Origin of the sequence: Streptomyces sp. NPDC101181 (assembly GCF_044767975.1) — a bacterium.
Lineage (GTDB): Bacteria > Actinomycetota > Actinomycetes > Streptomycetales > Streptomycetaceae > Streptomyces.
In genome coordinates this window covers 309,575-321,737 of record NZ_JBIWOX010000007.1, presented here as the reverse complement: position 1 = coordinate 321,737, position 12,163 = coordinate 309,575, and the positions used below count along the sequence as shown (strand labels likewise).

Sequence of the window (12,163 nt, the reverse complement as noted above, 5' to 3'; positions counted from 1 at the left end):
GTCCGCGGGGTGGTTTTTGTTTTTTCCGGCGGGCCCCGCGGGGGGGGGGGGGGGGGGGGGGGGGGGGGGGGGTTTTTCCCCACCACCCCCCCCCCCCCCGCTCCCGTCTACGGCGGCTTCAGTCGGCAAGCCCCCGCCAGCCCGCCGCGTCTACACCACCAGGCACCGCGGCCCCGGCCTCATAGGGCTCGCGGGTGAAGACGAACGACCCTAGATCGAGGTGGTCCACCGAGCCGCCGTCCTCCCGGCGTACGACGCGGAGAGTCTCCCCCGCGTAGTAGTCACTCTGCCCCTCCCAGGTGCCGTCCTGCCGCCACGTGAAGACCGCACCCCGTCCGGAGCCGCCCGACGGTGTGAGCCGCACACCCCGGTCCGGCAGCAGCACCAGCGTGAAGGTGTGGGTGCCCCAGTGCCAGATCCCCGTCAGGGCGAGCAGTTCCTCGTCCACCTCGGGCAGCGGACGCCAGGGCTCCGGGATGCGCGGCTCGGCCTCCGCGACGATCCTCACCAGTTCGGCGGCCACCGTGGTGACAGGCGGGCCGGAGGTGACATTGGCGAGCACGACAGCGGCCACGTCCTCCTCCGCGTCGAACCACAGCCCGGCGACGAACCCGGGCAGCGAGCCCGAGTGCCCGAAGAGCACGGTCCCCGCGCCGGTGACGATCTGGAGGCCCAGACCGTAACCGCTCGACCCGGTCTCGGTCGGCGCGGCGGGCGCGCGCATCTCCCGTACGGAGGACGCCGAGAGGACCCGGTCGTCCCCTTCGGCGAGGAAGGCGGCGAACCGCAGCAGATCGTTCGTGGTGGACCAGAGCTGACCGGCGGGCGCCATCAGCCCGAGATCCTCGGCGGGTTCACTCAGCATCACATCGGCCCAGGGGTGGACGGCCCAGCCGCTGGCGTGCGGGGGCACCGGGCCGCCCGTCGTGCGGTGCATGCCCAGGGGTTGAAGGATCTCGCGACGCAGCGCCTCCTCCCAGCTGACCCCACGGACCGCTTCGACCAGCGAACCGAGCAGGGTGTAACCGGGGTTGGAGTAGTGGTGCCGGTGACCGGCCGGGTGCATCTTCGGCCGGTCACCCAGGACGTCGGCGAGCTGGGGCCGCAGGCTGCCCGGCGTCCGCTCCCACCAGGGGGCGGGCGTCTCGGCGCCCAGGCCCGCGCTGTGCCCGAGGAGCTGGAAGACGGTCACGGTCCCCGCGCCGGTGCCGGGCAGGTGCTTCTCCAGCGGGTCGTCCAGGTCGATCAGCCCCTCGTCCCGCAGCCGCAGGACCAGGACGGCGGTGAACGTCTTGGTGATCGAGCCGATCCTGTACTGCGTATCATCGTCCGGAGCGCGCCCCTCGCCGCAGCTCCGCGCCCCGCTCCAGGCCACCCGGCCCTGCCGCTGTACGGCGGCCACCAGGGAGGGTGCGCGGCCGTCCCGCTGGGCGCGGGCGATGCGATGCAGCAGGGCACGTCGGGTACTGGCGAGCAGGTCTTCATCGGAGGAGGTCATGAGCAACACCTACCCGACGGCGCGCTTCCTGACGAACCGATATCAGCGGACCGCCGAGACGCCGTCCGCACACTCCGCGTCTTCACGCCGACGGGCCCTCCACCGGCACGTGTTGCGACCGGCCATCCTCCGGCCCGGTCGCAACACCCCTCGAGGGCCGGTCAGTCGGTGCCGAACTCCATCGCCGCGTGGTCGAGCATCTCGTCGCCGCCGGTGACCCCGCCGCGCGAGGCGATGACCTCGGCTCCGCCCTGGGGCATCGCGCCGATCAGCCCGGTCGAGGCCGCCTGGGCGGCGCCGATGAGCGCGGGATGGGTCGAGCCGACCATGCCGAGGCCCGCGTACTGCTCCAGCTTGGCGCGCGAGTCGGCGATGTCGAGATTGCGCATGGTGAGCTGACCGATCCGGTCCACCGGGCCGAACGCGGAGTCCTCTGTGCGCTCCATCGACAGCTTGTCCGGGTGGTAGCTGAACGCCGGGCCGTCGGTGTCCAGGATCGAGTAGTCGTCTCCGCGCCGCAGCCGGAGCGTCACCTCTCCGGTGACCGCGGTCCCCACCCAGCGCTGCAAGGACTCCCGGATCATCAGCGCCTGCGGGTCGAGCCAACGGCCCTCGTACATCAGCCGGCCGAGCCGCCGCCCCTCGTTGTAGTAGTTGTCCAGGGTGTCCTCGTTGTGGATCGCGTTGACCAGTCGCTCGTAGGCGACATGGAGCAGCGCCATGCCGGGCGCCTCGTAGATACCGCGGCTCTTGGCCTCGATCACCCGGTTCTCGATCTGGTCCGACATCCCCATGCCATGCCGGCCGCCGATCGCGTTGGCCTCCAGCACCAGGTCGACCGGGGTGGCGAACTCCTTGCCGTTGATCGTCACCGGACGGCCCTGCTCGAAGCCGATCGTCACGGTCTCCGGAGCGATCTCCACCGAGGGGTCCCAGAACCGCACGCCCATGATCGGCTCAACGGTCTCGATGCCGGTGTCCAGATGCTCCAGGGTCTTCGCCTCGTGCGTGGCGCCCCAGATGTTGGCGTCGGTGGAGTACGCCTTCTCGGTGCTGTCGCGGTAGGGAAGGTCGTGGGCCAGCAGCCACTCCGACATCTCCTTTCGGCCACCGAGTTCGGTGACGAAGTCCGCGTCCAGCCAGGGCTTGTAGATCCGCAGGTGCGGATTGGCGAGCAGGCCGTAGCGGTAGAACCGCTCGATGTCGTTGCCCTTGAAGGTCGACCCGTCGCCCCAGATCTGGACGTCGTCCTCCAGCATGGCCCGGACCAGCAGGGTCCCGGTCACCGCACGGCCGAGCGGCGTCGTGTTGAAGTAGGAGCGCCCACCCGAGCGGATGTGGAACGCACCGCAGGTGAGCGCGGCGAGCCCCTCCTCGACCAGCGCGGCACGGCAGTCGACCAGCCGCGCGATCTCCGCACCGTAGGCCGTGGCCCGACCGGGCACCGAAGCGATGTCGGGCTCGTCGTACTGGCCGATGTCGGCGGTGTAGGTGCACGGGACGGCGCCCTTGTCGCGCATCCACGCGACCGCGACCGAGGTGTCGAGCCCTCCGGAGAAGGCGATGCCGACGCGCTCGCCGAGGGGCAGGGAGGTGAGAACCTTAGACATAGGAAGAGTATGCATCCCTTCGCATGATCATGCAACACCGGGATGCGACGGCCCCGCTGCGTCAGACCTCATGAACCTGCATCGGCGGCCGTCCATTCCCTCCACTTCCGCGCCTTCACTGCTTGCTCGATGCGGTTGACGATCTCCTTCTTGGACGCCGTGTCCAAGGTCTCCGGGATCTTGTCGGAGGTGTCGGGAAGGACGTCGAGGAGACCCCAGATCTGCTCGCCGGTGCTGACGGTCAGCAGTTGCGGGCACCTCCACTGCAGCGGCGCCTCGGGACGGTGCGTGAGCCTCTGCACGAGTGTCGGGAACAGGTAGTGCGTTGCTTCTGCGGCGAGGTGCTCTCGGGGCCAGTCGAGCGGGAGCGCCGGCTGAAGCCGTGCAGGGCAGCCTCCTGGGCTAGGTCCAGCAGCTGAGCGGTGTCGACGGCTCGGACGGTGCGGGGAAAGGTCGGGGTCATGTCGCGATGATGCCAAGAAGCCCGTGCGGCACCGAGAGGTCAGCCGGGCCGGGATGCGATCTGCTGACGGGCAGACCCCCAGACGTCCTCGAACTCCTCGGAGGTGAGTTGTTCGGAGTCGTGGCCTTCCCATTCCGAGACGGGCAGCTCGGCGGTGATCCCGAATCTGCTGTCGTACTCATCGAGGCGGCCTGCGTCGTAGGCCTGCTGCCAGTCTGCGAGGGAGGCAGCTGCGATCGGGATCAGCTCTGGCCCCTCGAGTTCAACCTGCCGGATCACCCAGCCTTCGGCGTCGACCTCGAAGTAGAACCAGGTGTCTTCCTCATCCCAGTAGCAGCGCATCCATGTGGTCACCAGGCCATGATGCCGGGCCAGATGCGTCGCGTTACTCCGATCTGTCTCATGTTTGAGCGATAAATCCCGCGGATCGGTCGAGCTGGAACGGAGAGCCGCCCTGGGTTGGATCCCAGCCTTGTTGCCGTGCTGCTCGAATGCTGGCAGCAACGTGAGCCGGACGAAGGGGCTCCGTCTCGACGCCCACCCAGTTGCTGGGATGGGCCTGGTCGCTGGTGACGATCAAGGACGTGCCTGGCTGGCTGCCGCTGGCCGCCTCGACCGCGTAGGTCATCGGTGTCCAGCAGAGTCCCTGCATGTAGGAGGGCTTCCTGCGGATCCGCCAGCGGTACTCGATCCCGTCAACGGTTATGCGCCGGGAACCCTTCTTGTTCAGCGCCATCTTCGCCTCCTCCGCCGTGGGACTCTGCTGTGTCGCCGCGGTCGCGAAACGCCGGTTGCTCGCGAACGTACCGAACGTTGTCGCCGACAAGCGCCTTCGGGACTACGGATGAGTTGATCAGCCCATAATTAAAGTCAGTGCCGAGCGACCCGGCGCATCGCACTCGCCCCGGGTGCGCTCACCGCGATCGGAGAGCATCGTGAAGAACAGCCCGTTGTGGCGAGTGGTTGACAACGAGAGTGGTAGCCAGTCCATCGTCAGCACGCCCTCCGAGGCGGTCGCGTTCGTCAACAGCCGGTTCGACACCGATGACGACGACGAGCCGTTCAGCATCGTCGAGGTCGGTCCTCTCCTTCCGAAGCCGCTCGGGATCATCACCGCATGGGCCGCCGAGAAGGACGGCGAACGAACCGACGGGCGCATTGCCCCGATCACCATCAGGCCGGTTGTGACGGACAACGCCGGCGAGTGCGATGACGTAGTGCTCTGGCGCGACGTGTACGTCGCGTGGGACCACGACATGTACACCGTCGAGGAGCCGGACAGCTCCGAGTACAGCGAGGCTTACAGCGCTGCCGAGTTGAGCGCGATCCTCGACGAGTACGCCGACGACTACGAGTACGCGCCTGAAGGGCCCGACAGCCACAGGTGGCCGAAACCGGAAGAGTTGATCACCTACGGCGCCCAGGAGTGCGCCAAGCGGTTCGGGCACCTCGACGACGACGCCCTGCTGTGGCTCGCTGCCACCCGCATCACACTCGCGGAGTGGCGCAACACACCCGTCGAGAACTGGCATGCAGGGAAGAGCCCTCTCCACGACGGCACGATGATGCGGATCAACACGGCAACCACCCGACTCGTGCGCTCGATGCTGTCGTTCGACCATGTCGACTGGATCGGTCTCGGTCTCGCGATCGTCAACCCGTCCCGGGTTCTACCGACCGGGCAGTCTGTTCTCGAGCTCGGGCTGGCATGCCATAACCCTGACGACCCGGCGCACGAGGCTGATCCGCGCGAAGAACTCGCAGAGATGGCACAGGACGCGATCGCTTGGGGGCGAGCGTACTGCCTTCGCGAGAAGGAGTTCGGCCTGCGAACCCTGATTGAATTCTCCTGCGCGTCCGACAACGGCTGGTTCGGAAAACCGAGTTGGGGGCGCATCGTCGATCGGTTCCTTACGGCTGTCGACGACCGGGAGAATGCGCACTGGAGCATGCACCGGGACGAGCCTTGGTTTGAGGAGTGGTTCACCAACCGCCCGGCCGACATTGCGGACACCACGGAATTTCGTCGGTTGCTCCATGCCGGACCTGACCTGCTGTCCGAGGAGGCCGCCGAATGGTGCGTGGATGGCGCCATCAGCTACGTCTGCCAGGACGACCACGCGAACGGCTGCCTGCAGTGCGGCATCCCGCGGGCAACGGACTCCCCCAACGAATGAACGTGGTCGCCGCCGTAGAAAGGCAGCAATGCACTGACAGTGCTCTCTCTCCCGCTCACCCGGCGGGCTCCCCCCTGCTTGGCGAGCCAGTGGCGGTTCCCCTGACTGAGATGTGCGAGCGAAGAGAAGCCGCGCCAGTTCAAGGCGCGCCCTGTAGATGATGTGGTCGCACGTCGTGGCGGACCAGTAAGTACCCGAACAGTGCCGCTGCCCCCTGTACCAGCGAAAGGTCCGCCAGAGTGCCGCTGCCGGAAGCCCATCGATGGACGACGCGGCTCCACTCCGGTTCTCGACCAGCCCGCCGCTCGCGTTCCGCTGGATACGGTGATCGATGCCTCGCTCAGCCCCGCCACCCTGAGTCACCCACGGATCCTCGGCAGCCTCCGATGACACGGGATTTGAGGATCTGCAGCAGGCCCTCAGGTCTGCGCCATGTCCACGAAGCGGGAGTAGTGCCCCTGGAAGGCCACGGTGATGGTGGCCGTCGGGCCGTTACGGTGCTTGCCGACGATGATGTCGGCCTCGCCCGCGCGCGGCGACTCCTTCTCGTACGCGTCCTCGCGGTGCAGCAGGATGACCATGTCGGCGTCCTGCTCGATGGAGCCGGACTCACGCAGGTCGGAGACCATCGGCTTCTTGTCCGTACGCTGCTCGGGGCCACGGTTCAGCTGGGAGAGCGCGATCACCGGGACCTCCAGCTCCTTAGCCAGCAGTTTGAGGTTTCGGGACATGTCCGAGACCTCCTGCTGGCGGCTCTCGGAACGCTTCGACCCACCGGCCTGCATCAGCTGGAGGTAGTCGATGATCACGAGCTTGATGTCGTTGCGCTGCTTGAGGCGACGGCACTTCGCGCGGATCTCCATCATCGACAGGTTCGGGGAATCGTCGATGTAGAGCGGGGCGGCCGAGACCTCGGGCATCCGGCGCGCGAGCCGCGTCCAGTCCTCGTCCGTCATCGTGCCGGAGCGCATATGGTGCAGCGCCACCCGCGCCTCGGCGGAGAGCAGACGCATCGCGATCTCGTTGCGCCCCATTTCGAGGGAGAAGATCACGCTGGGGAGGTTGTTCTTGATCGACGCCGCGCGCGCGAAGTCCAGCGCGAGCGTCGACTTGCCCATGGCGGGGCGAGCCGCGATGACGATCATCTGGCCGGGATGCATGCCGTTGGTCAGGGCGTCGAGGTCGGTGAAGCCCGTCGGAACTCCCGTCATCTCGCCGCTGCGTGAGCCGATGGCCTCGATCTCGTCGAGCGCGCCCTCCATGATGTCGCCGAGCGGGAGGTAGTCCTCGCTGGTCCGCTGCTCGGTGACGGCGTAGATCTCGGCCTGGGCGGAGTTGACGATCTCGTCGACGTCCCCGTCGGCCGCGTATCCCATCTGCGTGATCTTCGTGCCCGCTTCGACGAGGCGCCGCAGCACGGCCCGCTCGTGGACGATCTCCGCGTAGAACGAGGCGTTGGCCGCGGTCGGGACGGACTGCACCAGGGTGTGCAGATAGGGCGCCCCGCCGACCTTGGTGATCTCACCGCGCTTGACCAGCTCGGCGGCGACCGTGATCGGATCGGCCGGCTCGCCCTTGGCGTAGAGGTCGAGGATCGCGGTGAAGACGGTCTCGTGGGCGGGGCGGTAGAAGTCGTGGCCCTTGATGACCTCGACGACCTCGGCGATCGCGTCCTTGGAGAGCAGCATGCCGCCGAGGACCGACTGCTCGGCGTCGAGATCCTGGGGAGGCACCCGCTCGAAGCTCGGGGAACCACCGTCCCAGGCCTCGTCCGAGCCCCGGTCGTGCCGGTCCTCCCGCCCCTTGCGGTCTCCGCGCCGCTGGCGGGAGACAGGCAGCCGGTCCCCGGGACCGGTCTCCGTCCAGGGGTCGTCCAAGGGCTCGGGAATGCTCACCGGGGCCGCCTCCTCCCGTCCGCGTCGCGGACCTAGCCGTGCCACTCTTTCTTACGGCACGGCACCGACAAACAGGTCGCCCGACTCCACTTCCGGCGCGTCTGGTTCGTGGATTCCGGTGCCGGAACGGAGTGCGGGCGCCGGACTACGGTAGGCCTCTCCGCACCGTCAGCCAATCTGGTTATCCACAGGGCATGTGGACGACGCGCGAGATGCTGTGGAGAACCCCGCCGAACCTGTGCACGGACCGGGGGACAGCACTGTGGACAAACTCATAGCAGAATCCGCGTGACCGCCCTGAGCTGGCATTTCTCCGTCCACCGACTGTGGGAGAGAAAAACTTTCCCCCTCATTTCAAGATCACCATGAGCGGCGTCCGGATGCGTGTGCCAGCAGCCGAGAAGTAAGGATCAAAGCTCAATTGCATCTCTTACCTGTGGAAGATTAGATTGGCCTCCATGACCCAGGCCCCCGCGACCCCGAAGACGAGCCGCCGTCGGCACGACCGAGAGATCATCGCCCTGGCGGTACCGGCGTTCGGCGCGCTTGTCGCCGAGCCCCTCTTCGTGATGGTCGACAGCGCCGTCATCGGCCACCTCGGCACCTCGCAGCTGGCCGGTCTCGGGATCGCCGCAGCCCTCCTGATGACGGCCGTGAGCATCTTCGTCTTCCTGGCCTACGCCACCACCGCCGCGGTCGCCCGTCGAGTGGGGGCGGGCGATCTGCCCGCCGCCATCCGCCAGGGCATGGACGGCATCTGGCTGGCCCTCCTGCTCGGAGTCGTGGTCGTCGCGCTCGCGATCCCGTCGGCCCCCTGGCTCGTCGACGTCTTCGGCGCCTCCGACACCGCCGCCCCGTACGCCATCACCTATCTGCGAATCTCCGTCCTCGGCATCCCGGCCATGCTCGTCGTGCTCGCCGCCACCGGTGTCCTGCGCGGCCTCCAGGACACCCGCACCCCGCTGTACGTCGCCATCGGCGGTTTCACGGCGAACGCCGTCCTCAACGTCACCCTCGTCTACGGTGCCGGGCTCGGGATCGCCGGGTCCGCTTGGGGAACGGTGATCGCCCAGGCCGGTATGGCCGCCGCCTACCTGATCGTGGTGGTCCGCGGAGCCCGACAGCACGGGGCCTCTCTTCGGCCGGACGCGGCCGGTATCCGGGCCAGTGCACGGGCCGGTGTGCCTCTGTTGGTCCGGACCCTCTCGCTCCGCGCCGTCCTGATGATCGCCACCGCCATCGCCGCGCGTCTCGGGGACAGCGACATCGCCGCCCATCAGATCATCCTGTCCCTCTGGAGCCTGACCGCCTTCGCGCTCGACGCCATCGCCATCGCGGGCCAGGCGATCATCGGCCGCTATCTGGGGGCGAACGACGAGCAGGGGGCGCGGGAAGCCTGTCGCCGCATGGTCGAGTGGGGCATCGGCAGCGGCGTCGTCCTCGGCATCCTGATCGTGCTCGCCCGTCCGCTGTTCATCCCGCTGTTCACGAGCGACCCGTCGGTGAAGGATGCCCTGCTCCCCGCCCTCCTCGTCGTGGCGGTGTCCCAGCCGATCGCCGGAGTGGTCTTCGTTCTGGACGGCGTACTGATGGGTGCGGGCGACGGCCGCTATCTCGCCTGGGCCATGCTGCTGACGCTCGCGGTCTTCGCTCCGGTCGCTCTTCTCGTACCGGCTCTCGGGGGCGGGCTCACCGCGCTCTGGTGGGCGATGACACTGATGATGACCGTCCGGCTGGCCACGCTCTGGCTACGTACCCGGTCGGGCCGGTGGATCGTCACCGGCGCCACACGCTGATACCGACCCTTCAGCTCCGCTCCCGGCCGCTGTTTCACGTGAAACAGCGGCCGGGAGCGGAGCTGTTTCACGTGAAACGCCGTGTCCGGGCTGTTTCACGTGAAACAGCCCGGAGACTCGGCCACCCTGGGAGCTGGAACGCCCCAGCACACAGTGAAGGGCCGCACCCCAGAGGGTGCGGCCCTTCACTGACTCTGCTGAACTCTGCCCTTAGGCGGCGATGACCTCGACGCCGAGCTTCGCTGCGACCTCGGGGTGCAGACGGACGGACACCTGGTGTCCGCCGAGCGTCTTGATCGGCGAGCCGAGCTCGACGCGACGCTTGTCGACGTCGGGACCACCGGCAGCCTTGATCGCCGAGGCGATGTCGGCCGGGGTCACGGAGCCGAAGAGACGGCCGGCGTCGCCGGAGCGAACAGCCAGCCGGACCTTCACGGCCTCGAGCTTGGCCTTGATCTCGTTGGCCTGCTCGATCGTCGCGATCTCGTGGATCTTGCGGGCGCGGCGGATCTGCGCCACGTCCTTCTCGCCGCCCTTGGTCCAGCGGATGGCGAAGCCACGCGGAACCAGGTAGTTGCGGGCGTATCCGTCCTTGACGTCGACGACGTCGCCGGCGGCACCGAGGCCGGTGACCTCGTGGGTGAGGATGATCTTCATGCTGTGGTCACCCTTCCCTTATCGCGCGGTGGACGTGTAGGGCAGCAGCGCCATCTCACGGCTGTTCTTGACTGCCGTGGCGACGTCACGCTGGTGCTGCGTGCAGTTGCCGGTGACGCGGCGGGCGCGGATCTTGCCACGGTCGGAAATGAACTTCCGCAGCATGTTCGTGTCCTTGTAGTCCACGTACTGGGTCTTGTCCTTGCAGAACGCGCAGACCTTCTTCTTAGGCTTGCGCACAGGCGGCTTCGCCATGGTGTTTCTCCTGTGTGATCAAGAAGTGGGGTACGAGCCGTCCTAGAAAGGAGGCTCGTCCGAGTAGCCGCCGCCGGAGCCACCGGAACCGCCGGGATTTCCACCCCAGCCGCCCTGCTGACCCCCGCCCTGCTGGCCGCCGGACGGCGCGCCGGTCGCCCACGGGTCGTCGGCGGGTGCACCGCCGCCGCCCTGCTGGCCACCGCCACCGGGGCCGCCGCCCCAGTTGCCGCCACCCTGCTGGCCGCCGCCGTATCCGCCCTGGCCACCCTGACCGCCGCGACCGGTGGTCTTGGTGACCTTGGCCGTGGCGTTCTTGAGGCTGGGGCCGACTTCCTCGACGTCCAGCTCGTAGACCGTGCGCTTGACGCCCTCACGGTCCTCGTAGGACCGCTGCTTCAGCCGGCCCTGCACGACGACGCGCATGCCTCGCTGAAGCGACTCCGCGACGTTCTCCGCCGCCTGACGCCAGACCGAGCAGGTGAGGAACAGGCCTTCGCCGTCCTTCCACTCATTGGTCTGCCGGTCGAAGATGCGGGGAGTGGACGCGACACGGAACTTCGCGACCGCCGCACCGGACGGGGTGAAGCGCAGCTCGGGGTCGTCGACGAGATTGCCGACGACCGTGATGACGGTCTCGCCTGCCATGGGTGAACCTCTCGGCGGGGATTGCTTCTGGCTGCTTTGCTGCTACTCGGACCCGGGAACCGCTGAGCCGGAAGCTCAGTGGACCTCGGGACGGAGGACCTTGGTCCGGAGGACCGACTCGTTCAGGTTCATCTGGCGGTCGAGCTCCTTGACGACCGCAGGCTCGGCCTGCAGGTCGATGACCGAGTAGATGCCCTCGGGCTTCTTCTTGATCTCGTAAGCGAGCCGACGACGGCCCCAGGTGTCGACCTTCTCCACCTTTCCGTTGCCCTCACGGACGACGGAGAGGAAGTTCTCGATCAGCGGGGAGACTGCTCGCTCCTCGAGATCGGGGTCGAGGATGACCATCACCTCGTAGTGACGCATGTGGAACCCACCTCCTTTGGACTCAGCGGCCACGGTCGTTCCGTGGCAGGAGGGTCGTGATGCGTACGCAACGGTGTCCCCGAGGAGAACACCCGGCACTGACAATCCCTCTCCCGAACGGCCCCGTGGTGGGGAGTTCCGGGAAGGGCTCGCCGCGCTGGCCTGGGCAGACACCGATGCAGACCGTACAGACTACCCGTAGACCGGCTCCCGGTTGAAATCCGGAGCTCAGAGGGCACAATCGAGACAGACGCGGTGTGAGAGGCGCTACATCCGCACGCTCCCAGGGCGCGCTGCCCGGGTGAGTCGGCGCCGCCCCGCCGCCCGTCCGGCCAGGAGGTACTCCATGGCACAGACCATCCGCCCCGCCACCGGCTCGCTCTTCGCGACCGACGGGAAGCCGCACCCGCTCCAGGACGTCCTGCTCGCCGTGACCCTGGTGCTGGGGCTCCTCGCCTTCGTGACGGCGATGTTCCACCATCTGCACCTCATCAGCTCCTGGGCCGGTCTCGTCGGCATCCTGGCCGGGGGCTACGGGCAGTTCATCTCCCGCACCACCGCGGAACGCTTCGGGCTGATCGTCGGGCTCGGTCTCTCGGGCGTCGGCTTCTTCCTCGGCATGGCCCACGGCGGCCTCTTCGGCGGCGTCATCACCTGACCGGCTCACCGGCCGGTGCGGGCCCCAGGGACGCCTGCACCGGCCCGGCGTGCGATACGGGCCCCCGGGGCCAGGCCGGGCTGCCCTCGGTCACAGTAGGCTTCGGCGCGAGAGCCGGAGCCCCTGACCGATGGGGACAC

At 68.0% G+C, this 12,163-nt stretch carries 12 protein-coding genes and 1 pseudogene; 3 read left to right on the top strand and 10 right to left on the bottom strand.

From position 1 onward, the window contains the following. Positions 1-118: 118 nt before the first annotated feature. From ACIRRU_RS13990 to ACIRRU_RS13970, 5 genes and pseudogenes are all read right to left on the bottom strand, one after another. Positions 119-1,498, bottom strand: coding sequence for a serine hydrolase domain-containing protein (locus ACIRRU_RS13990; protein ID WP_403679632.1), 1,380 nt, complete (start codon positions 1,496-1,498; stop codon positions 119-121). 161 nt (positions 1,499-1,659) lie between these two features. Next, positions 1,660-3,108, bottom strand: coding sequence for an argininosuccinate synthase (gene argG, locus ACIRRU_RS13985; protein WP_363204193.1), 1,449 nt, complete (start codon positions 3,106-3,108; stop codon positions 1,660-1,662). Positions 3,109-3,176: 68 nt separating this feature from the next. Further along, positions 3,177-3,571: pseudogene (locus ACIRRU_RS13980) on the bottom strand (hypothetical protein). 39 nt (positions 3,572-3,610) lie between these two features. Beyond that, positions 3,611-3,913, bottom strand: coding sequence for a hypothetical protein (locus ACIRRU_RS13975; RefSeq protein ID WP_403679649.1), 303 nt, complete (start codon positions 3,911-3,913; stop codon positions 3,611-3,613). A gap of 58 nt (positions 3,914-3,971) precedes the next feature. Next, positions 3,972-4,307, bottom strand: a complete 336-nt coding sequence (locus ACIRRU_RS13970) for a hypothetical protein (RefSeq protein ID WP_403679629.1) — start codon at positions 4,305-4,307, stop codon at positions 3,972-3,974. Between the two features lie 199 nt (positions 4,308-4,506). Between ACIRRU_RS13970 and ACIRRU_RS13965 the strand changes: the two genes are divergently transcribed. After that, complete coding sequence (locus tag ACIRRU_RS13965) at positions 4,507-5,748, top strand: hypothetical protein (protein ID WP_403679626.1); 1,242 nt, start codon at positions 4,507-4,509, stop codon at positions 5,746-5,748. Positions 5,749-6,167: 419 nt separating this feature from the next. Here ACIRRU_RS13965 and dnaB read toward each other — a convergent pair whose 3' ends face one another. After that, positions 6,168-7,643, bottom strand: a complete 1,476-nt coding sequence (gene dnaB / locus ACIRRU_RS13960; RefSeq protein WP_363204195.1) for a replicative DNA helicase — start codon at positions 7,641-7,643, stop codon at positions 6,168-6,170. A gap of 458 nt (positions 7,644-8,101) precedes the next feature. Between dnaB and ACIRRU_RS13955 the strand changes: the two genes are divergently transcribed. Then, positions 8,102-9,439 (top strand): MATE family efflux transporter, encoded by a 1,338-nt coding sequence (locus ACIRRU_RS13955; RefSeq protein ID WP_403679623.1) that lies wholly within the window; start codon positions 8,102-8,104, stop codon positions 9,437-9,439. Positions 9,440-9,649: 210 nt separating this feature from the next. Here ACIRRU_RS13955 and rplI read toward each other — a convergent pair whose 3' ends face one another. From rplI to rpsF, 4 genes are all read right to left on the bottom strand, one after another. Next, positions 9,650-10,096: a 50S ribosomal protein L9 gene (gene rplI, locus ACIRRU_RS13950; RefSeq protein ID WP_363204197.1), complete on the bottom strand. Its 447-nt coding sequence runs from the start codon at positions 10,094-10,096 to the stop codon at positions 9,650-9,652. Between the two features lie 18 nt (positions 10,097-10,114). Continuing rightward, on the bottom strand, positions 10,115-10,351 hold the full coding sequence (rpsR, locus tag ACIRRU_RS13945; RefSeq protein WP_003967857.1) for a 30S ribosomal protein S18: 237 nt from the start codon (positions 10,349-10,351) through the stop codon (positions 10,115-10,117). Positions 10,352-10,393: 42 nt separating this feature from the next. Next, entirely contained in the window at positions 10,394-10,999 is a 606-nt protein-coding gene (locus tag ACIRRU_RS13940; RefSeq protein ID WP_363204198.1) for a single-stranded DNA-binding protein, read from the bottom strand. Between the two features lie 75 nt (positions 11,000-11,074). Next, positions 11,075-11,365: a 30S ribosomal protein S6 gene (gene rpsF, locus ACIRRU_RS13935; RefSeq protein WP_006126011.1), complete on the bottom strand. Its 291-nt coding sequence runs from the start codon at positions 11,363-11,365 to the stop codon at positions 11,075-11,077. 346 nt (positions 11,366-11,711) lie between these two features. Between rpsF and ACIRRU_RS13930 the strand changes: the two genes are divergently transcribed. Then, the gene (locus ACIRRU_RS13930; protein ID WP_403679621.1) at positions 11,712-12,023 is read left to right on the top strand and encodes a hypothetical protein; all 312 of its coding nucleotides are present in this window, start codon (positions 11,712-11,714) and stop codon (positions 12,021-12,023) included. Positions 12,024-12,163: the final 140 nt, after the last annotated feature.